Here is a 21423-nt window from a genome sequence, read left to right as displayed (position 1 = left end):
ATCGGTCCGATTCTGTTCATCCCGGGAAGGTCACAAGCTGGCTATGAATGCAAAAGTCATCACGAATTTCCAGCTTGGCAGCCGCGAATCCTCTTCGGCGCCGGATGTCTTGCCCCTGGCTAAAGAGCATGCGCTGCAATCCGCCGGAGCCGCTTTCCATGCGCTCGCCGACACCATGCCGCAGATGGTATGGTCGACTCTTCCCGACGGCTCCCACGATTATTACAATGCGCGCTGGTATGAATTCACGGGTGTCCCTGTCGGATCAACCGACGGCGAAGGATGGGCCGGGATGTTCCATGAGGATGACCAGGCCGACTCATGGAAGAAATGGAATCACAGCCTCGCTACCGGCGAACCGTACGAGGTTGAATATCGCCTGCGGCATCACAGCGGTGATTATCGCTGGATGATCGGTCGTGCGCTGCCGATCCTCAACGAGCAGGGTGATATCCAGCGCTGGATCGGCACTTGCACGGATATCGACGAGCAGAAGCGCACCGCCCTCCAAAACGAAATCCTGAGCCAGGAGCTCAGCCATCGCATCAAGAACATCTTCGCGATTGTTTCCGGTTTGATCAGCCTGACTGCGCGCGCAAATGAAGCGTTCGGCGAAGCGTCGCGCGACTTGCTAGGCCGGATTTCCGCGCTGGGGCGCGCGCACGAATTCGTCCGGCCGCACAGTGAAAAGTCCCAGCCCGAGGGCAAAGAAGTGACCCTCGCCACGCTGCTTGCGACGATCTTCGAGACCTATCCTGCCTTTTCCGAAGGAAGGATTGCGATTTCCGGCTCCGATATGGCGGTCGAAAGCCGCGCCGCCACGCCGGTCGCATTGGTGTTCCACGAGCTGGCCACCAACGCTATGAAGTACGGAGCTCTGTCCAATCCCAACGGGAGGATTTCGCTGGATCTGTCAACCGAGGACGAGATGGTCCGCTTCCGCTGGAGGGAACACGGAGCGCACATCGACAAGGCGCGTGAGCCTCAAACTGGTTTCGGAAGTCGCCTCATCGAGTTGGCCGCGAAGCAGCAGCTAGGAGGCGATTACAAAAGAATCTGGCATGACGATGGCGTTGAGCTCGTCATGGATGTCCGAAAGAGCAGGTTACAGGAGCCTAGTTGAAAAACAGCTTCAAGCGGGCAGGCGGATCGATATTTTCGCCCTTCCGGATCGCAATGACATAGTCGAGAACCTGCTTGAGAATGCCGAGATCGACCGGTTTTTCAAGCGCACCCAGCGTTCCGCTTACCCCTTCGCCGAGCTGCGCGGGATTGGCCGTCACGAAGATGACCTCGATCCCGAAATCCGAGGCAAGTCTTTCGCCCACTCTGGGGCCCGTGGCTCCGTCAGCCAAGTTGACGTCGACGAGAGCCACATCGATGGCGTCCGAAGCCTTCGCCAATGCTGATTGCATGTCATCGGCAATCCCTGCGGATTCATGACCGAGATCGTGAATCACCGCCTCCATTTCGACAGCTATAAGGACTTCATCTTCAACAATCAGAATGGTGGTCGGCATGGATCGCAATTAGGGTTCGAAGGTCTGTTGATGCGCTGAGCTCAAGAGACGGGCTAGCTACATTTTTGTTCCCTCGTTCAACGCGTGGGCATTACGCTCAGGACGCTGCAGCGTGTTGAACGTCGCACGGATATGGATCGTGGTAATAGTCGATTATAACACCGGCTCGAAAGGCTGAAATTAGGGCGCTCAGCGGACGTAGGTTTGGCTGGTCTCCCGGAGGCAGAGAAGCAATCTTGAGTCCCTAAAAAGGCATCAAACCAATACATTAAGCGCCATTTGCGGGCCTTTTGAGGGCTTTTTGGCCGTACCGAATTTGATAAAGATTTGAAAATACATCGGAAAAAAGATCGAATGCGATGCCTCTTCTGGGCACCAACATTTCTCTTCAGGCGAATTTAAACGGTTAAGGCGAGCGATCGTTCGGCTGAGAAGGGCGCTTGGCTCCTGTTCGGGTTCTTTGGGCGGGAAGCGGTTATTTCTCAACGCTGCGCTAAGGCAGCGGAGACTTGTCGGGTGCGGAGCGGGATATGGCCGGGCCCCTGCCGCCACCTTAGGGTGATCGCTGGGCGCGTGTTGCCGCCGACAATCGCCGCTTCCTGGCTGACTGACTCAACTCAGTTCGAAAGCATTGCGTCGCACGTCGCCAGCACTGGGCCCGACTGGTTCGCCCGAAATCTCCTGTCTTCGTCATAACTCTGACAGGGATTGTAAGAAGCTCCCGCGCCGTCAAAGGGGCATTACCCCGCCTAAGCATTCTCTGCTTCGGGGGCGATCGAATGACATTCTCCAAAATGACGGCCTATCTTGCGATCGGCGCGGCAGTAACTTTCATCGCGTCGGCGCCAGCTTTCGCGCAGGACGATACCGCAAATGCTGGCCGCTACGCTTCGCTCGCGGCGCAGGTCGAAGACCGCCCCGGCGATCCGGCTTTCGATTACGAACTAGCGACAGCCGCGATCGATGCAGGGCGGTATGGCGAGGCAATCATCGCCTTGCAGCGCGTCCTCGCCATGCAGCCGAACAATGCGGCGGCGCGGGCGGAACTTGCGAGGGCCTATGCCCTGGCCGGCGATATCGACACGGCGCGCGCGGAATTCGCGACGGTCGTGGACGATCCCTCACTGCCCGATCCGGTGCGCAACCGGTTTACGGGCTTCGTCCGCCAGTTCGACCGTCAAATCCAGGGCGGCGGATCGGACGTGTCCGGCTTTGTCGATGCGCGCATCGGCTATGACGACAACATCAACGCCGCTACCGATCTGACCACGATCACCATTCCTCTGTTCAGCTTCCTCGGGCCGGGCACGCTCGGTGCCGGAGCGCGCGCGCAGGGCGACGAATTCTACGAGATACAGAGCGGAATTTCCGGCGTCGCTGCGATCGGCAGGCAGGATCGGGTGTTCGCCAGCGCACTCGCCAGCTGGCGCGACAATTTCGACAGTCGCACCTTCGATCAGGCGGCGATCACCGGCACTGCCGGATATGCGCACAGCTTCGCCAATCGCGATGTCGTCTCGCTATCTGGTCAGGTCCAGCGTTTCTGGTTGGGGCGCGACGGGTTCCGCGCCAGTTACGGCCTGATCGGCCAATACACCCACGCCCTTGCCGATGGGGAGGCGCTGACTCTGTCCGCCCAATGGAACCGGCTGGATTTCGACACTGATCCGCTGCGCGATTCCGACCGCTTTGCCGCGAGCCTCGGTTATGTGACGCGCATGGTTTCCGCAGCGCTGACCGGCGGCAAGGAGGAAACGCGCAGGCAAGCGGGCGATGCCCAGTCCAACTGGTTCCTCGGCGCGAATGTCGGCGGCGAGTTCCCGGTCGCTGACAAGGTTGCCGTGCTCGCCGGGGCGGCTTTCGACCTCAGACGCTACGACGCTGCCGATCCGCTGTTCCTGGCCAAGCGGAATGACGAGCGCATCGATCTGACTGGGGGAATCAAGTTTGCGCTGACCGAGGCGATCTTCGTCACGCCGCAAGCCAGCTACACGCGCAATTTCAGCAACATAGCTCTCTACGATTACGAACGCTGGACGATTTCGGCCGGCCTTCGCTTCGAGTTCTGATCAGTTCCGCACGGGAGAAAGCCATGATCCGCACCACCCAGACCGTCGCCGCCAAGACCGTCGCCACGTTGATGATCGGCGTATCCGGCATCGCCATCGCCAGTCCGGTATCGGCGACCGATACGCTCTTCAGTTCGAGCAGGATTGAGGTGCGCGAAGGCGCGCGGATCAACCAGCAGGAGGGCGTCACGCAGGTCCGCCTCGACAATGGCGGAATCGCCAGTTTCATCGACGCCGCGGATTTCCGCGTCAACGCCGATGGCAGCATCGACCTTTACGCCGGCGGCGTGACCGTCACGACCGGCCCGGATGGATCGGAAGCGCTGGTCAGAATGCCGGAAGGCGTGGAAGGCCGGGTGGCGGGGATCGGTTCGGCGGCGAACTTCAGTGTGGGGCCCGATGGCGAGGCGCGCGGCCACGCGCTGAGCGGCAGCCTGCGGGTCGGGCGCGCTGGCGATCTGCGCAGGTTCGATGGCGGAGACATGTTTGCGACCACGCGCGGAGCTCCCGTCCGCCAGGTCGTATCGAACGGCGCCCAATCCACGCCCGACGCGATCGCCGCTGCTGAAGGCAGTGCGATCGCACACGATCCGGTCGTGGCGATGGGTGGGGGTGCCGGCCCGGTCGCGGCAGCGCAGAACGGCTTGCCGGTCTCCCTTGGAGACGCGCTTGCCGCGGCCGGTGCGTCGGGCGATATTCTTGGCGCCGCCCGCCGGGTAGAGGCGGCAGTGGCCAATCCGGCGATCGAAACCTTTCCCGGCGGAGACCTGCGTTCGCTGGTGGCCGCCGCCGCGAATATCGAAGGTGCGTTCGGCGGTACGCCATTTCCCGCGGCGCAAGCGGACATTATCCGCACCTATCTCGGCTTCCTTGCGGGCGGCGGTTCCGGTGCAGATTTCCTGACCGCCTATAGCGGCTTTCTGGCGCAGTATTTCGATCTGATCCGCATCGGCGGCAGGCCCGGAGGGTTCGCGCGGGCGAATGTCGCGGATATCAACGCCTTCACGGCATATCTCGCGCGCACGCGCGGCTTCGCGGAATTTTCGAACCAGGATCGGGCGCTTGCCGATGCCTATCTCACTTTCATCGCGAATGGGGGGAACGCCGATCTTTTCGCGGCCAGTTTCACCAATCTGACCGAAGCCTATTTCGCATTTCTACGCACAGGCGGCAGGCCGCAGGATTTCACTGCTGCCAGTCTCGCCACGGTCGAAAGCTATATCGCTTTTCTCGATGCGTCGGGCCTCGAGCGGCAATTGAGCGCTACCGACCGCGCTCTGCTCGATGCCTATCTGGCGAATGGCGGCTTCGGTTTTTTCGGCGACTATCGCGCCGCGCTCGACGCCTATTTCGCCTTCCTCGCCAGCGGGCAGCGGCCGAGCGCCTATGATGGGGCGGATATCGGCGTGCTGCTGGGTTACGTCCAGACATTGCAATCGGCCGGCCTGCTTGGCACCATTCTGGGCGAAAATGCGCAGTTCTTCGCGGATTATGCGGCGTTCGTTCAGGGCGGGGGCCAGATCGACGCCTTCGGTCAGCTCAATGCCAATATCTTTGCAGGCTATGCAGAGGCGCTGAATGCCTATTTCGCCTTCCTCGATGCGGGTGGCGTACCGAGCGGTTATTCCGCCGCCGATACCGAAGTGCTCAATTCCTATCTCGCCCAGCTCGCGGCGGCAGGTGCGCTCGACCGTTTCCTGGGCGAACGCAGCGCGTTTTTCGCCGATTATCTCGCCTTCCTTCAGGGCGGTGGTGCGATCGACACATATGCAGGGCTGAATGCCAACATCTTCGGCGGTTATGCCGAAGCACTGGCGAGCTATTACGCCTATCTCGAAAACGGCGGCATCCCCAGCGCCTACACCGCGCTCGACCAGGACACGATCCGGGCCTATCTGGCCGCGCTGGCGAGAGTTGGCGCAACCGAAGGTTTCCTGGCCGATCTGGCGGCCTTCTACAGCGATTATTTCGCTTTCGTCAGCGCGGGCGGGAATCCAGACAATTTCGCCGGTCTTCCCGTTCCGCCCGACTTCCCGGCCTTTGCATCGGCCCTCAACGCCTACGCGGCCTTCCTTGCGGGAGGCGGCCTGCCGAGCGATTACGACGCGGTCGATTCCGACCTCTTGCAGACCTATCTCGAAGCCATCGTCGCCTCGGGCCAGCTCGCAGACCTGCTCGGCGCCAATGCCGATCTGCTGACGGGCTATTTCACCTATCTTGCCACGGGTGGCACGCCGGACGGGTTCAGCGGCCTGCCGGTCTATGCCACTTACGTCAGCGCACTGAATGCGTATTCCGCCTATCTGCAAGGCGGCGGGCTGCCGTCCGCCTATACCGCGCTCGATCAGGCGACGATCCGCGCCTATCTTGCCGCGCTGAACGATGCGGGCGGTTTGGCATCATTCGGATCGCTGGATAGCTTCTTCACCGCGTATTTCGCTTTCGTCGCGGCAGGCAACGATCCGGTGCGCTTCGCGGGACTGCCGATCTATTCGCAATACGTCGCCGCGCTGAACGCCTATTACGCCTTCATCGCCGATGGCGGGACGCCCAGCGCATACACCGCGCTCACGCAGGCGCAGATCCAGGCCTATCTCGCCGCATTGGCGAACACGTCCGGGGGCGGTTTTGCGAATTTCGCAGCGCTGAACGATTTCTTCGTCCAGTATTTCGCCTATCTCGGCGATGGCGGCGACCCGGATCGGTTTGCGGGCCTTCCGGGGCGCGGAACCGGCGGAGGCGGAGGCGGCGGAACCGGAGACCCTTCGCCACAGCTCGGCAGCGTGCGCGGTTGGCAATTCGCCAGTGACGGGCTGCGTGTCGCGCGCGTCGATGCCAAGGTGGCTGCAGATGGCCGGATCACGGAAATGACGGTCTATAACCCATCGGGTGTGACGACCGATTATTCCAATCGCACGGCGGACCTTCGCGAATTCGGGCGGTTCGGCGATGCCGTGGCCTGGACGCGCTATTATGTCGGCAGCGCCAATCGGCAGCAGAACGTGTCCGAGCACTTGCTGGTCGGCACTCCCGCCTTCGAACTCCCGGCCACCGGGCTGATCGAATATGCCCTGGTCGGCGGCACGGCCCCGACCAACCGCAATGGGGCACCCGGATCGACCGGCTGGTTCACCGGCGATCTGGCGGTCGCGTTCGGCAGCGCGGCGCCCAGAGTGGGATTCAACTTCGACCTCTATTCCGAAGGGACCGGCTACCGCGTCCAGACCGCGGGCGGCGCGAAGGGCGCGGCTTCGGGCGGGCTCGGGGTCAGCGCGGACGGCGTGTTCGAAAATCAATCGCTTGGGCTGACGGTCATCGCGGGCACTGGCTGCACGGGCTATTGCATCGGACAGGTCTTCGGCGGCCTCTTCGGCAAGGGTGCGAGCCATGCGGGCTTCACGTATAACGTCTTCGATCGCAACCAGAACAATGCGTTGCAGGGCGTGGCGGTGTTCGGCAGATCAGGAACCGCGCTCGCGGGACTGGGCGATCCGAGCCAGAAGTCAGCAACCGGTGCGACCAATGGTGGCGATAGCGGCGGGGGCGGAAAGCAAAATCCCGTCTTCCTCGCCGGTGACGGCAATGCTCGCGTGGGCAGTGCTGGCGATCAGGTCGCTTTCGTGACTGCGAACGCAGCTGCGGCAGTGGGTGTCGCGACCCCGATCAAAACCACCGACGGCGTGCTTTTGCAGGCGGACCTCAATCTGGAAAAGATAGACATCCAGCCGACCGCATCGTCACAATATCAGCGCGGCGGAAGCGATGGTGTTCTAGGCTGGTCGCGTATCAGCAATTTCGGCGGCTCGGTCACGAATGGCAATCGCCAGTCCTTCGTCCTGACACCCTTTGCCAGCCGCTACGCCCACTCCATTTGGGGCGCGCCGAGCGTGAACCTGCCGACAAGCGGCCTGATCAATTACGACCTCGTAGGCTGGACGACGCCCACGGCCACGAATGCCAGCGACCTGACCGGTTCGAGCTTCGACGGGCGGCTGGCGATCGATTTCACCACGCTCAAGCTGGGCCTGGAAGCGACCGTCGATGTGGTCACGGAGAGCTATCAATTGTCCAGCGCGGGCGGGATCGCCGCGCCATCGCTCGCTATCACGACCGATCCAAGTGCTGGTCGCGGGAATATCTTCACCGGCAGTCTCACCGCTGTCGACAGCGGTGGCAGGACCGTTTCGCGCGGAGCCTATGTCTCGGGCTTCCTGGCTGGAAGCGGAGGGAGCCATGTCGGTCTGACCTATGGAATCAGAACCGCTTCCAGCAACACGATCCAAGGGACGGCAGCGTTTCGCGCCGCTAACTTTGGAGCGGTCACCGCCGCGCAGAAGACGCTTGCGATCGCGAATATCACGGCCCCGATCGCTGGCATGACAGCGCCCGCGCAGGGCAGCGATTTCGCACTGCCTCCGCCGCCGACCGCCGAAATCGCGACCGACTGGGCGCGCTGGACGTCTTCAGCGGGTCAGGATCGCTCCTCGCGGATCCCAGCGAGGGTCGCCCTTGATCCGGGATCGGCCGCTGCCGCAAATATCCCGGCAAACCCGCTGGGCGCCTGGATCACCTTCGGGTCCACCGAGCGACGCTGACCTGCTCCCCCAAATCTGACGGACATTGTCATCTTTCTGACAGGCAAGGTGTGTGGGCCGCCCGGCGAGCCCGCGCGATAAGGAGCCATCGTCACACAGAGGGGAATTGCCATGAAGAAAGCCGTCACACTGCTCGCAACCGCCGCCCTGCTCATTCCCGCCGCTTCGCCCGCAATGGCGAAGAAGGGTGATGTCGAACTGGCGCGTTGCGAGACCAGCCTGGGCACGATCGCGGTCGTCGATGGCGACACGCAGGGCTGGACCGAATTCGGCCTCGGCAGCCCGCGCGAACTGGTCAATTCGCTGGCGATCGAATCGGGCTGCTTTACCCCGCACAGCAATGCCAGCGGCGTCCCTGCCGATTTCCTCATGAACGTCATCGGCGGATCGTCGGAAGAGGTCGACCAGTCGATCTCGATCGCGAAGACGGCCGTGACCGAAGGCCTGCTTCGTTCCGGCGCGCTGACCAGCGTTGCGAGCAAAGTGCCGTTCGCAGGTGCCCTGCTGGGTGCTTTCGGTGGCCTCGGCGGCAAGAAGAAGCGCGTGGCGGCGGGTATCAAACTGCTCAGCCCGGCCACCGGACAGGCCGTTGCGGTCGGTTCGGGCACGGTCAAGAAGAGTTCGCTGAGTTTCGGCGGCGCCACAGCCTGGTCGGCCGGAGTCAATGCGGCGGGTTATGGCAACAGCAAGAACGGAAAGATGATGGCCGAAGCGGTCATCCTGGCCTTCAACGAAGTGGTCGGCCAGAAGGCGGCCATCGCGGCTTCCGTACGTCCTGCTGCCCAATCGGCGAGTGCGCCAGCAAACGCTGCGGCCAGCGTCGCCGTCGATACCGTCCTGCGCGCCGGCCCGTCCGCCGGGGCGGACCAGATTCGGGCGCTGCGCAGCGGCACCCGCCTGACTCCGACCGGACAGCGCGAAGGGCTCTTCATCGAGGTCGCGGACGATTACGGCACGACAGGCTGGGTTTCGGTCGAGGATCTCGGCTGACCCTCGGTACCGATCCGATCCATGCCGTATGCTTGCCCCCGTTCTGCGACGATGGCACATTCCCATGCGTCGCGGACGGCGGGCAATAGGGGAGGCTACTCGGCATGAGTGGGGCGCTATCGATCCTGTATGTCGAAGACGACCGACGCGCGGCCGCCGAAATACAGGAGCTTTTCTCCGCAAACGGCGATCGTGTGACGTGGGAGGCCACCGGTTCCGGCGGACTGCTACGCGCGGGGATGGAAGATTTCGACATCATCATCCTCGACCGGATGCTGGGCGATATCGATGGCCTCACCATCGTCCATCGCCTGCGCGAAAGCGGCGTCGGCACACCGGTGCTCATGCTTTCGGCGCTGGGCCGGACGACCGACCGCACCGAAGGGCTTGAGGCGGGCGCCGACGATTATCTCGCCAAGCCGTATGAAGCCTGCGAATTGCAGGCACGCGTCCAGGCTCTGCACCGCCGCGCATCGGGCCGCGAACACAGCGCGGTCATCCTTTACGGCGCGTTCGAATGCCATGTGAAAGCCCGCACCGCCTTCCGCCAGGACCGGCACCTGGCGCTGAGCCCGCGTGAATTCGAACTGTTCCGGTACTTCATCGAAAACGCCGGCGAGACGGTGACGCGCGAGATGCTCTTGAAGGATGTCTGGAACATGTCCTTCGATCCGCAGACGAACGTGGTCGACGTCAATATCGGGCGTCTGCGGCGCAAGCTCGAAGACGGCTTCGACACGCCCGCGCTGGAGACGATCTGGGGATCGGGCTATCGCCTGCTGGACGGCAGGTGATCTTGCAGGACCGCACGTCCATCTTTTCCCGGCTTGTCGCCACCGCGCTTGCGGTCGCGGTCGTGCTTGTCGCGGGGCTCTGGTTCATCACCGACCAGACCATCCGCGCGACGCTGGAGGAGACCGGGCGCAATGCGGTGGATGTCGATCTGGCGGGCCTCGTGGATATCCATTCCAGCGGAGGGGTCGGCGAGCTGACCAGTCGGATTGCGGACAGGCTGGCGCTGGTCCCCGTGGACGGCGCACGGCCGCACTATCTTCTGACAGGAAAAAACGGGGCCCGCCTGGCCGGAGATATCCGCGCCTGGCCCGATCTCGATCCGGCGATCTCCGAGAGCGGCACCATAACACTCGGCAGGACGACACAAGCGCTGGCGCGAGCCACGCAATTGGGGCCCGATCTGCGTTTGCTGGTCGCGCACGAGATCGAGGATACCGGCCCGCTATTACGCCGGGTGGGGTTCGCGTTTCTGGGCGGCGGCCTGCTGCTCGTCTTGCTGGTCGGCCTGGCGGCGCGCTTTGCCACGAGGCGTCTGCAGCGCCGTATCGCTGGCATCAACGCCGCTTTCGAATCCACCGACACGAGTGCGCTCGTTCCGCTGATGCATAATCGCAGGTTCGATGAAATCGACGAGCTGGCTGCGCATTCTGCCGCTGTGCTCGACCGGGTGAAGCGCCTGATGGTGTCCTATCGCAACGCCTCCGACCAGATCGCCCACGAAGTCCGCACGCCCCTGACGCATCTCGATGGCAAGCTGGTCAAGGCACTCGGTTCCGATCCCGACCCGGCCACGGCCCGGCATCTGGTGGCGGCGCGCGAGGATATCAGGTCGCTGATCGCCACGCTCGAAAGCCTGCTCGATATTGCTGCGAGCCAAGCCCGGCAGGGCGATCAGCTCGGTCTGAAACCGGTCGATCTGAGCGCGCTTTGCGAGAGTATCTGCGAGCTTTACTGCGATAGCGCAGAGGAATCGGGGCATCGTTTCGACTGGGACATCGCACCGGGCGTGACCGTTGATGGCGAAGCGGAACATCTGGCACGGCTGATCACCAATCTGCTGGACAACGCATTCAAATATGTCCCCGCGGGCGGCACGATCGAGCTCGTTCTCGAACCGGGGCCACGGCTGGTCGTCCGGGATGACGGCCCCGGCGTTCCAGAGCCGGATCGCGAGCGGATTTTCGAGCGCTTCTATCGCAGCTCCGCGCACGAGCACGGCGAGAACGGAGCGGGCCTCGGCCTGGCACTGGCGCGTGCCATTGCGGAACGGCATGGCTGGCAGCTGCGCCTGATCGACGCGGACCGGGGGGCTCGTTTCGAAGTTGCGATGGACGAGCGGAGGCAAGTATGATTGTTCCTGACCGGTTTCCCTTTCCCATCCTCGCCTGTGCCGTCGCCCTCGCCTCCGGCTGCGCGCCGGAGCGGGCTTCCGTTGCGGCAGCTCCTGTCGCCCCTTCAGCGAATGCGAGCGACGCCGAGCGGATCGCCGGTATGCTGGTCAAGGCCGATGCCGCCGGGCAGGGGGAGCACCGCGACCGCATCGTGGCTGCCCTTGACCGAAGTGGTGTCAAGGCGATCGATGGCACAAAGGACGATCCGCTTGCCGAATGGCGCGCGCAATCCTCTTTCGCCTCGCCGCCCTTGCGCGGTCGCGCCCTGGGCCGGGGATATCGTCGGGCCGTGGTCGAAGGTCTGCGTGCGGTCGAGCTGGAACAGCTCTTCCTCGCCGGGGAAGCGGCGGAAGTCGCTGCTGCGGCCCGAGGCGGAACGCCGGTCAGCTTCCTGATCCTGGACAAGAAAGGCAATACGGTCTGCCAAACGCAGATTGCGCCGAGCGCGACGTGCCGCTGGCTGCCCGCCTATTCGGCGCGCTACACCATTCGCCTCGCCAATCGTTCGGCGGAGGCGGCAAGGGTCTACCTCGTCGTCGACTAGGGTTTGGGTCTCCGGGGTTTAGGTTACTGGGCTTTAGGTCACCGGGCTTTAGGTTACTGGGCGAGCCGTCCGGCGCGTGTCAGTCGTCGATCAGGACGAAGGGTGCCCAGACCGCCGGATTGGCAGCTTCGGGTAGATCGGGATCGCGCATCAGCTCGATCTGTGCCTGCCGCAAGGCCTCGGCCCGGTCCATTCCCCGCGCGGCATTCCGAACGGTCGCGACGGTCAGACGGGAGGCGACATCGTCGCGCACACGCCAATGCGACAGGAGGAGCGAGCGCGCGCCAGCCTGGCGGAAGGCCCGCGCCAGCCCGGAATAGGACGGCGAAGAGGCGCTGTCGCCTGCGCCGGTATTGCAAGCCGACAAGATCACCCAATCGGCGTCGATCTGAAGCGCGGCGATCTCCGACGCTGTCAGAAGACCGTCATTCTCGCTCCCATCCCCTTCGATCGGCGTCAGAACCAGCGCTGGTTCGATCAGCCCGTTGATCTCGCCGCTGACCAGTCCATGCGTCGCGAAGGCGAGGACATCGTATGCGCTGAGGTCGGCTTTTCGGACGGCTGCTTCGGTGGCGTTACCGCCGGTCAGGACCATGCCTCTGTCTTCACCCAGCGCCCGCGCGATCTCGCGCAATTCCTCGCCCGTTTCCGGCAGGGCGGGTAGGTCGGCGAGGGCTCTGGCATCGGGCGTCCCGCGGAACAGGTCGGACAAGCCCGGTCGCGATTCCGTATCAGCGAATGCGGGCGCGCTCACAGCACCTGTCGCGGGATTGCCAATCCCGAAGAACCGCATTTCGGCGCGCCTCTCCGGCGGTGTTTCCTTGTTGTCAGACAGGCTCACGCGCACCTGAACGCTCTTGTCCGCCAGCAGCCACGGCCAATCTCGCGGCTCGAGCGAACGGTCAAAATCTCGCGTCAGCAGGCTCGCTACCGGAATGGTCGCGAATGCCCCGCTCGCCGGCATGAAGACACGGTTCGCAGCCTTATGTTTAGGTGCGAGCGCGGGTGGGAACAGGGCATCGTGGAGATGCCGCGATGCCTCTATGGGAAATTGGTCCGCAAGGTCGGTATCGGCTGCGGAAAAGTCGTAGGCCTGTCGCAAGGACCGCACGTCTGCGCGCAACGATGCCGCAGGAATATCCGTCTCGGCCCAGTCGAGCCCATCGCGATCGATCAGGACGGAAACCATGCGGTCGCCGAGCGCGATCGGCAAGGCCATCATTTCGCCCGGTCGCAGAGCGGCGGTAACCTCATCCAGACTTGCGATTCGGGGTGTCAGCAAAGCAGTATATTGCGGCCAGTCGCGCGCGATCCGGCTTTTCAGCTGCTGGATGTGCGCCTGATTGGCCTCTTCCTCCTGCGCCAGCCTGTCCTGCTGCTCCTGCGCCCCCATTTCGCGAAGCTGTTTCTGGAATCCGAGAGATTTCCGCTCGGCCTGCCGCAAATCGCCGACCAGCGCGGCCAGTTCGGGACGATCGTTCGACAGGCGCATCCCGGACTGCAGATCGGCCAAGGCCAGCTCCGATAGCAAAGCGAGCTGAGCGAAGTGAAATGCCTCGTCGGGCTTGTCGTTGAGCAGCGCGATATAGGCGGTCTCCGCCATGGCCGGAGCCAGCGTGCCTTGCAGGGCGACCAGCTCGCTACGCTTTGCTGACAGGCTGAGGAAACGCTCGGCCTGCGCTCTGGCCATCGGCTCGGCCACCGCCCACGCCGCTTGCGGACGCCCATCGCGCACGAGATACTGGGCGCGGAACAAATCGAAGGATGGACGCCTCAGATCCGGGAGCTTTCCGGGGTCCGCGCCCGTTTCGAGCGCGCTTGCGAAGTATTCCGCCGCCTGCTCCCGCTCTCCGAGCTTCTGAAGCACGAGCGCGGCGCGCATCTGGCTGGTCGCCATGCCCAGCATCTCGGACTTTTCCGTCTGATAGAGGCGGATGGCCTCACGAAGATGGTCCGCGGCCTCGCGCAGCTTCCCCATCCCGATATAGGCTTGTGCGGCATTGCCATGCGCTTGCGGGATGAGGCCGGGCGATGAAAGGGCCGATCTCCGCTCGGCTTTCTCGATGAGGGCAAGCGCCACATCCAGCGCCTGTTCGAGCTTGCCTTGTGCCAGCAGGCTGCCCGACAGCGTCGAATGGACGTTGAGGACCACCAGCGTGTCCCCCAGCCCGGCATCGGCATACAGGTTGATTGCCTTGCGCGACAGCGCCTCGACCTCGCCATGTCGGCCCAGACGACCCATCATGTTCGTGTGGCTGTTGAAGATATAGCCCATGCGCGAATGGTCCGCCGGAAGGTTCGCGAGCGCGAAAGCCGATGCCCGCGCGAGATACTCTATGACTTTATCGTCGTCATCGCTGACCATGCTCTCGGCGACCGCGCAGGAGAACATGTTGTTCGACACCATGTAATCGGATGCAGGGAGGTGTGCCTCGGCGAGGTCGGCGGCGTGGCACATCGCATCGCGCGCCGCGGGAAGGTCGCCCGCGATCCAGTGCGTCAGCGCGGTGGCGTTGAGTGCCAGACCCATTTCCGCACTGTCTTCACCATACAGGGTTTTGGCCGAAGCGCGCGCTTCCTCGGCGAAGGCTTTCGATTGGTCCTGCTTGCCGCGCTCCCCGGCGACGAGCGATGCGTAGCTCAGCAGCCGATACCTCCAGGGATCGGCCGCCTGTCCGAGCGTTGCCGCCAGTGTCCGCGCCTCGTCGACCCTGGCTTCGGCCTCTTCGTATCTTTCGCTGTAATAGAGCGCGATACCATATCCGAGGGCCGCGCGCGCCATCAGGTCGGCGGGATGGTCTGCGCCCCTGGCTCTCGTATAAAGCCTCTCCCAGACGGCGAGCTCGGTTTCAGGCGTATTGAAAACATCCCGCGCAGTCGCGGCATCGATGGCATTGTCCAGCGCGGCGATGACGGCGTCATTTTCATCTGCCAAGGTGTCCATCGCCGTGACGGGCATGGGAACCACCATTGTCGCCGCAGCAAACCATCCGAGCTTCGAAAAATGCGTCATCGATGCCTCCCCAAGCCCACGACCACGGCACCTTAAATCTCCAGGTTCGATTTGCAAATCGAGCTGGCTGAAAGCTGCAGTGTGTCTGCGCTTTAGGAGGATCAGCCGGGGCGCGTCGCATCAGCGCGCAGAGACCTTTAATAGGCAAGCGACAGCCGCCCAAGGTTAGTGGCGCCAAACACTGCCCGCGAAGACGTGATTTCGTTCGCCGCACCTTTGCCTGAGTTCCGGTTATCAGCGGATGGTCCGCTTACGGCCCAGTTTCGACGTCAGAACATTCCAAGGTCGCTAGCGAACAGCAATCTCGTTCAAGACGTGTTCGATGGCTTCATAGATCTGGTCCAATTGGCCTGAATCGACGCAATATGGCGGCATGACATAGACCGTATTGCCAAGCGGGCGGAGCAGAACGTTCCGTTCGCGAAACAATGCCAACATGCGCGGGGCGAGATCGGAGAGGTAGCCAGTCGCTTCGCCTACGTCGAAGGCGGTGATGGTGCCCATCCGGCGGGGGTTGTGAACCAGTGCGTGTGACGCCAGCCTGTCGAGGCGCTCGGCTTGCCGCTTCCCCAATTCGTCGATCCGATCCATCACCGGCTCGTCTCGCCAGATCGCGATATTGGCGTTCGCGGCAGCGCAGGCGATGGGATTGGCGGTGTAGCTCGACGAATGAAAGAACATCCGCGCCCGGTCATCGCTCCAATGCGCATCGAACACCGGTTCGCTTGCCATCGTCACTGCCAGCGGAATGGCTCCGCCTGTGAGCCCTTTCGATAAACACAGGATGTCAGGCTCGATCCCAGCCTGTTCGCACGCGAGCAATGTGCCGGTTCGCCCCCAACCGGTCATGACCTCGTCGGCGATGAAGAGAGTGCCGAATTGCGCGCAAATCCGGCGCATCTCCGCAAGAGTTTGCGCGGAATACATGAGCATTCCACCCGCCCCCAGCATCAGGGGTTCCACAATGAATGCTGCCGCATCGGCCCGACATGCTTCTTCAAGCCTGTCGAGGGAAATTTGTTCGGAACCCTGTGTCGGAAACGGTATCGAAGTCACGTCGAACAGCAGCGGTTCGTATGCCTGGTTGAATGCTCCGCGCGCCCCGACCGACATCGTTCCGATCGTATCGCCATGATAGCCGTTTTCCATCACGACAATGCGATGCCGTGCCTCGCCTCGATGCAGCCAGTACCCAAGCGCCATTTTCAGCGCGACTTCGACGCTGGTCGATCCGCTATCGGAGAAGAACACGCGCGTCAGGCTTTGAGGCATGATCTCGCGCAGGCTCTTCGCAAGCTTTTCAGCCGGCGCGTGGGTCCACCCTGCAAAGATGATCTGGTCGAGGACTGCGGCCTGTTCGGCGATCGCCGCCGCAATCCGCGGGTGGGCATGACCATGCGTCGTCACCCACCAGGAAGAGATCGCGTCGATAATTTCGCGCCCGTCCTCCGTGTGAAGCACCGCGCCCTGCGCTCGCGCGATGTGCGGTATCGGTTCACGCAAGCCGTGTTGGGTGAACGGGTGCCATACCGGGGACTGGCTCATCCCCATGTCCCTTCCGAAAATCCAGCCGCGAAGGCGCGGGAAAGCGTATCGGCGTTGAGCGGGTCCAGTCTGGCGAGCCGTCCCAGACGCTCGACATTGCCGATCGTGCAGATGGTCGCTTCGCTTTCCTCCTGCGGATCGCCGACGAACGCGATGCCGAGTATCGGAACGCGCCGCGCGCGAAGCGCCTCGATGGTCAAAAGCGAATGGTTGATGGTTCCGAGCATCGTGCGGGCGACGATCACGACCGGCGCCGTCCATTGCGCGAAGAGGTCAGCGTAGAGCAGATTGCGAGTAACCGGGACCAGCGCGCCACCCGCACCTTCGACCACCAATGGCGCTTCGAGGCTCGGCAATGCGAGGCGGGACGGATCGATCGCGATATCGTCCAGCTCGGCGGCGCGGTGGGGTGAGCATGGCGTTGTCAGGCGATAGGCTTCGGGAATGATCGCGGAAGCCGGAACCCCGAGATCGGCGACCCGCGCGCTGTCGCTACCGTCATCGAGTCCGGCCTGGATCGGCTTCCAATAATATCCTCCCAAAGCCCTGGCGAGACCGGCAGCGAATACTGTCTTGCCGATATCGGTATCGGTCCCGGTGACGACGATGGTCTTCAAAGCAAGTCTCCCAGCGCAACGGCGAGTTCGGCGATCTCGGTCTCGTCGGTGTTGAGTGTGATGGAAATGCGCAGGCGTGCGGTCCCTGCCGGAACCGTGGGCGGACGTATCCCCCGCACATCGAAGCCACGATCCCGCAGGGTCGCCGCGATGTGCATCGTGCGAGCATCCTCGCCGACGATCACGGGCTGGATATGCGTGCCGCTGGATGGAATACCGAGCGGACCGAAATGATATCCCGCCTTCGCGATCAGTTCATTCAGCCGGTCGCGCCGATCATCGGCAAGCGCCACGATGGCCAGGCTTTCGCGGGCGATCGCGGCGATCAGCGGGGATGGCGCGGTCGAGAAGATAAATCCGCGCCCCCGATTGACAAGAAAATCGCGCAGTATGGCAGGCGCGAGGATCAGCGCGCCTTCGCACCCCAGCGCTTTGCCACAGGTCGCCAGCGTGACGATGTTTTCCCGCCCCTGCAATTGCGCCGCCAATCCGCGCCCCTTGGGTCCGCAAATCCCCGCCGCATGGGCCTCGTCGATCAGCAGCATCGCCCCGTTTCTGTCGGCAAGGGCAGCGAAGTCGGCAATCGGCGCGACATCGCCATCCATGCTGTAAAGCGTTTCGATTGCGATCCACGGTGTTCCTCGTCCACCGCGTGCCCGCCATTTTTTGATAGCATCCGCTGCCGCGTCGACGTCGTTATGCGCGAAGCTTTGGCATGGGGCGCGTGACAGTCGCATACCCTCGTGTGCGCTGGCGTGAATCAGCGCGTCGTGCAGCACGAGGTCGTCCCTCTGGGGCAGGGTCGAAAGGATGAGGGAGTTGGCGCCATAGCCCGAACCCACGAACAGCGCGCTCTCACTGCCGAAAAACCGGGCTGCATCGGCTTCCAGCGCGATATGTTCGGGCGAGTTGCCGCGCAGGAGGCGCGATCCCCCTGATCCGATCCCGACGCCTCGAGCGATCGCTTCGGCAGCGGCAGTGCGCAGAGCGGTCGATCCAGCCAAGGCGAGATAGTCGTTGGAGGAAAAATCGCGGCCAATCGCTTCGGTCAGCGTGCGGCGACGCCCCGAGTTCTCCAGCCGTTCCAGATCATTCTCATAGAAATTCGCGTCCATTACAGCGGCCACTTACGAGAGCTGCGCTGCGCTGCAAGGGCAGTGTCCGCTCTGCCAGGTTATGCCCGTAAATCGGACAGGCCGCCGTCGGCCCAGTTCCCGCCCACGATCTGCTGGCTGCCGACCTCACATTCTGATCGATCCGATGACCGCTGATCGTGGCGGGTACATACCGGCCTGACCTAAAAGGCTCTGGACCTCCGCGTTCAGAACCAGAAGCGTATCCCGAGGACGTAATTGGTCAAGCTCGGATCCTCGCCGGCCGCGCGGGCGTAATCGGCGCTCTGGCCCACCTTCGACTCCTGTTCGACACCGATATAGGGCGCGAATTCACGGGCGAATTCGTAGCGCAGACGCAGACCGAGCTCGACCGAATCGAGACCTGCTCCGACACCCAGTTCGGGGATGTCCTGCGCTGCCAGGTTCACCTCGGCGCGTGGCTGCAGGATCAGGCGCTGGGTAATGCGCTGGTCCAATTCGGCTTCGACACGTGCCGTCAGATCGCCCTTGGTCGACAGGAAAGCGGCCGCGTCGACCTCGAACATATAAGGCGCGAGGCCCTGCACACCGATCACGGCATGGGTGCGTTCGGGACCGGTCAGGTCCTGCCGGACACCAGCCTGCAAGTCCCACCAAGGGCCGATCGCATGACTCCACAATCCCTGGATTTCAGCGGCTTCGGGGCTTTCGCCGAATGTGCCTTCGCCCTCGCTCTTGAACCAGACCTTGTCGAGATCGCCGCCGTAATAGCCCTGCACGTCCCACAGGTAGCCATCGCCACCTTCCCGTGCGCGATATTCGGCGCGGTCGCCCTGGAACCAGAAGGTTTTCATTCCGCCATTCTCGGCGCGCAGGGCCTCGCGCGAGGCGCGCATCGCTTCGGCGCCCCAGATCGCATCGGCGGCGCTAGGCGGTCCCGATCCGGCCGAAGCCGGGGGCGGTCCTAGCGGAATGGGGGTCATGTCCACGGTGCCATGATCCATGGCTCCGTGATCCATCGCCTGATGGTCCATCGGCGCTTGGCCGGACGATTGCATCCCTGCATGATCCATGGCTCCGTGGTCCATCGCCTGATGATCCATCGCAGAATGGTCCATTGCCTCCATCTGGCCATGGTCCATTTGCGAATGATCCATGTCGGAATGGCCGTCGTGCCGATCGGCGGAGACGGGTTCGCCCGGTTGCGTCGCGGGCGCACACGCTCCCTCGGACACCGGGTGGCCCATGGCGCGATGGCGTGCAGCTTCCTTCTCGCATTCGGATTGGGCAGGTGATGGCGCGGCGGGCATTGCATGGCCCGAATGGTCCTGCGCGAAGGCCGGGGCGGCGGTGCCCGCCAGCAGCATGGCGACGATCAGGCGCATCAGTCTTCTCCCACCCGCTTCACATCGGGGGCAGATGGCGGCTTGGCGACCGTCACGATCTGAAACATGCCCGAATGCATATGATAGAGCAGGTGGCAGTGGAAGGCCCAGTCGCCCTGTTCGTCGGCGGTGAGGTCGAAGGTGGCGCTGCCGCCGGGCTGCACGATCACCGTGTGCTTCTGAGGTTGCCGGTCGGCAGGCGCGCCATTGACCAGTTCGAAGAAATGGCCGTGCAGGTGGATCGGATGTGCCATCATCGTGTCGTTGACGAGCTTCACACGGACACGTTCGTTATAGGCGAAGCGGATCGGATCGTCGCTCACGGCGGTGAACTTCTTGCCGTCGAAGGACCACATATAGCGTTCCATATTGCCGGTCAGATGGATTTCCATCTGGCGTGACGGGCGGCGCAGATCGTCGTTCGGTTCGAGCGCCACGAGATCCTTGTAGGTGAGAACCTTATGCGGCACGTCGTCCAGGCCCAGGCCGGGATCGCCCATGCGATCGACGGGGTTCATCGACACCATGTCGATTCCGGGGCCGATCTTGACGGTGGGCGGAAGCTTCGACGTATCGCGCATGTTCATGCTGCCCATATCCATGCCGGACATGTCCATCGGCTCGGTCGCCGAGGTCTGGGCGGGCATGGCATGGCCCATTGCGGAATGGTCCATTGCGGAATGGTCCATGCTGGAATGATCCATGCTGCCGTGGTCCATCCCGCCGCCATGGGCTCCATGGTTCATTCCCATATCGGCCATGGTGAGCAGCGGCGGATCGCGCAGTGCGGGCACCGGCGCGCGGGCGCCCGGCCTGCTAGCCAGAGTCGCCACCGCCATGCCGGACCGGTCCATCGCTTCGGCGACGATGGTCATCGCCTCGCCGGTCGGTTCCACCACGATATCGTAGGTCTCGGCCGTGCCGATCTGGAATTCCTGCACCGGGACCGGGCGCACGTTCAACCCGTCGGCGGCCACCACATACATCGTCGCGCCGGGAATGCGGATGTTGAAGAAGCTCATTGCGCTGCCATTGATCACGCGGATGCGCACCCGCTCGCCGGGATTGAAGAGATATTCCAGCCCTTCTTCCGGGCCGTGTCCGTTGGCGAGATAGGTGTAGGTCGAACCGGTCACGTCGAGAATATCGGTCGCCATCATGCGCATGCGCGCCCACATCCGCCGGTCCTCGCCAGACAGCGGATAATCGTCGGTCCAGGTGTTCTGCTGGTGGTTGAAGTACCCTTCGCCCTTCTTGAGCTTGTCCATGATCGTGTGTGGGTGGAGCGGGGTGAACTCGCTCAGCAGCAGCACGTAATCGCGATCCGCCTGCACCGGATCGGGTCCGGCGGGATCGATCACGATCGGCCCGTAATGACCGGCCTGTTCCTGCAGGTTTGAGTGCGAGTGCCACCAATAGGTGCCCGCCTGCCGCACCGGGAATTCGGCGGTGAAGCTCTGGCCCGGCGCGATGCCCGGAAAGCTGACGCCCGGCACTCCGTCGAGATGGAAGGGGAGCAGCAGCCCGTGCCAGTGGATCGAGGTATCCTCGTCGAGCGTGTTGTGGACGTTGAGGCGTACCGTCGTGCCTTCCTTCAGGCGCACGAGCGGGCCGGGCACGCTTCCATTGACGGCGATGGCATGGCCGCGCCACCCCTGAACCGTATGCATTCCTTCGCCCACGGTCAGATCGATGCTCGCGCCCGAAACCTCGTCGAACCCGGACCGGATCGCGCCACCATGGTGGATCGAGGCCCCGCGTGCCCAGGCGGGCATGGTGCCCAGCATACCTGCTCCAAGCAGGCCTGCACCCAACAGGCGGCGGCGGGAAAGGATCAGATCGGACATCGGGCTTGCAACTCCTTG

At 63.2% G+C, this 21423-nt stretch carries 14 protein-coding genes; 7 read left to right on the top strand and 7 right to left on the bottom strand.

The window, feature by feature from the left end:
- Window positions 1-1123, top strand: a 1123-nt coding sequence (locus tag GRI47_RS14300; protein ID WP_160662036.1) for a sensor histidine kinase, incomplete at its 5' end; no start/stop codon positions are given.
- Here the strand turns inward: GRI47_RS14300 and GRI47_RS14295 are convergent.
- Window positions 1116-1520, bottom strand: a complete 405-nt coding sequence (locus GRI47_RS14295) for a response regulator (RefSeq protein WP_160662035.1) — start codon at window positions 1518-1520, stop codon at window positions 1116-1118. The genes GRI47_RS14300 and GRI47_RS14295 overlap by 8 nt on opposite strands.
- A 779-nt stretch (window positions 1521-2299) precedes the next feature.
- On the opposite strand from GRI47_RS14295, the gene GRI47_RS14290 reads away from it, so the two are divergent.
- The 6 genes from GRI47_RS14290 (at window position 2300) to GRI47_RS14265 (ending at window position 11904) form a co-directional block, all read left to right on the top strand.
- The gene (locus tag GRI47_RS14290) at window positions 2300-3589 is read left to right on the top strand and encodes a tetratricopeptide repeat protein (protein ID WP_160662034.1); all 1290 of its coding nucleotides are present in this window, start codon (window positions 2300-2302) and stop codon (window positions 3587-3589) included.
- A 23-nt stretch (window positions 3590-3612) separates the two neighbouring features.
- Window positions 3613-8184 carry a hypothetical protein gene (locus GRI47_RS14285; RefSeq protein WP_160662033.1) on the top strand — a complete coding sequence of 1524 codons (4572 nt, stop codon included), beginning with the start codon at window positions 3613-3615 and terminating at the stop codon, window positions 8182-8184.
- A gap of 111 nt (window positions 8185-8295) precedes the next feature.
- Entirely contained in the window at window positions 8296-9174 is an 879-nt protein-coding gene (locus tag GRI47_RS14280) for an SH3 domain-containing protein (protein WP_160662032.1), read from the top strand.
- A gap of 104 nt (window positions 9175-9278) precedes the next feature.
- On the top strand, window positions 9279-9968 hold the full coding sequence (locus tag GRI47_RS14275; RefSeq protein WP_160662031.1) for a response regulator transcription factor: 690 nt from the start codon (window positions 9279-9281) through the stop codon (window positions 9966-9968).
- Window positions 9965-11320, top strand: coding sequence for an ATP-binding protein (locus tag GRI47_RS14270; RefSeq protein ID WP_160662030.1), 1356 nt, complete (start codon window positions 9965-9967; stop codon window positions 11318-11320). The genes GRI47_RS14275 and GRI47_RS14270 overlap by 4 nt, the downstream gene beginning before the upstream one ends.
- Complete coding sequence (locus tag GRI47_RS14265; RefSeq protein ID WP_160662029.1) at window positions 11317-11904, top strand: hypothetical protein; 588 nt, start codon at window positions 11317-11319, stop codon at window positions 11902-11904. The genes GRI47_RS14270 and GRI47_RS14265 overlap by 4 nt, the downstream gene beginning before the upstream one ends.
- A gap of 79 nt (window positions 11905-11983) precedes the next feature.
- Here GRI47_RS14265 and GRI47_RS14260 read toward each other — a convergent pair whose 3' ends face one another.
- From GRI47_RS14260 to GRI47_RS14235, 6 genes are all read right to left on the bottom strand, one after another.
- Window positions 11984-14917, bottom strand: a complete 2934-nt coding sequence (locus GRI47_RS14260; RefSeq protein WP_160662028.1) for a CHAT domain-containing tetratricopeptide repeat protein — start codon at window positions 14915-14917, stop codon at window positions 11984-11986.
- 288 nt (window positions 14918-15205) lie between these two features.
- A complete protein-coding gene (locus tag GRI47_RS14255; RefSeq protein ID WP_160662027.1) occupies window positions 15206-16462 on the bottom strand; it encodes an adenosylmethionine--8-amino-7-oxononanoate transaminase in 1257 nt (418 codons plus the stop codon).
- Window positions 16459-17079, bottom strand: coding sequence for a dethiobiotin synthase (gene bioD / locus GRI47_RS14250; protein WP_160662026.1), 621 nt, complete (start codon window positions 17077-17079; stop codon window positions 16459-16461). The genes GRI47_RS14255 and bioD overlap by 4 nt, the downstream gene beginning before the upstream one ends.
- Window positions 17076-18194 carry an 8-amino-7-oxononanoate synthase gene (locus tag GRI47_RS14245; protein WP_160662025.1) on the bottom strand — a complete coding sequence of 373 codons (1119 nt, stop codon included), beginning with the start codon at window positions 18192-18194 and terminating at the stop codon, window positions 17076-17078. The genes bioD and GRI47_RS14245 overlap by 4 nt, the downstream gene beginning before the upstream one ends.
- A gap of 206 nt (window positions 18195-18400) precedes the next feature.
- A complete protein-coding gene (locus tag GRI47_RS14240; protein ID WP_160662024.1) occupies window positions 18401-19558 on the bottom strand; it encodes a copper resistance protein B in 1158 nt (385 codons plus the stop codon).
- Window positions 19558-21405: a copper resistance system multicopper oxidase gene (locus GRI47_RS14235; protein ID WP_160662023.1), complete on the bottom strand. Its 1848-nt coding sequence runs from the start codon at window positions 21403-21405 to the stop codon at window positions 19558-19560. The genes GRI47_RS14240 and GRI47_RS14235 overlap by 1 nt, the downstream gene beginning before the upstream one ends.
- Between the last annotated feature and the right edge of the window lie 18 nt (window positions 21406-21423).

This window comes from Qipengyuania pelagi, assembly GCF_009827295.1.
GTDB lineage: Bacteria > Pseudomonadota > Alphaproteobacteria > Sphingomonadales > Sphingomonadaceae > Qipengyuania > Qipengyuania pelagi.
This window is presented reverse-complemented; position numbering and strand designations above follow the sequence as displayed.

What these genes read in the sequence shown, in the direction of transcription:
- GRI47_RS14295 (WP_160662035.1), bottom strand. Translation starts at nt 1,520, where the DNA reads ATGCCGACCACCATTCTGATTGTTGAAGATGAAGTCCTTATAGCTGTC.
- GRI47_RS14290 (WP_160662034.1), top strand. Translation starts at nt 2,300, where the DNA reads ATGACATTCTCCAAAATGACGGCCTATCTTGCGATCGGCGCGGCAGTA.
- GRI47_RS14285 (WP_160662033.1), top strand. Translation starts at nt 3,613, where the DNA reads ATGATCCGCACCACCCAGACCGTCGCCGCCAAGACCGTCGCCACGTTG.
- GRI47_RS14280 (WP_160662032.1), top strand. Translation starts at nt 8,296, where the DNA reads ATGAAGAAAGCCGTCACACTGCTCGCAACCGCCGCCCTGCTCATTCCC.
- GRI47_RS14275 (WP_160662031.1), top strand. Translation starts at nt 9,279, where the DNA reads ATGAGTGGGGCGCTATCGATCCTGTATGTCGAAGACGACCGACGCGCG.
- GRI47_RS14265 (WP_160662029.1), top strand. Translation starts at nt 11,317, where the DNA reads ATGATTGTTCCTGACCGGTTTCCCTTTCCCATCCTCGCCTGTGCCGTC.
- GRI47_RS14260 (WP_160662028.1), bottom strand. Translation starts at nt 14,917, where the DNA reads ATGACGCATTTTTCGAAGCTCGGATGGTTTGCTGCGGCGACAATGGTG.
- GRI47_RS14255 (WP_160662027.1), bottom strand. Translation starts at nt 16,462, where the DNA reads ATGAGCCAGTCCCCGGTATGGCACCCGTTCACCCAACACGGCTTGCGT.
- GRI47_RS14245 (WP_160662025.1), bottom strand. Translation starts at nt 18,194, where the DNA reads ATGGACGCGAATTTCTATGAGAATGATCTGGAACGGCTGGAGAACTCG.
- GRI47_RS14240 (WP_160662024.1), bottom strand. Translation starts at nt 19,558, where the DNA reads ATGCGCCTGATCGTCGCCATGCTGCTGGCGGGCACCGCCGCCCCGGCC.
- GRI47_RS14235 (WP_160662023.1), bottom strand. Translation starts at nt 21,405, where the DNA reads ATGTCCGATCTGATCCTTTCCCGCCGCCGCCTGTTGGGTGCAGGCCTG.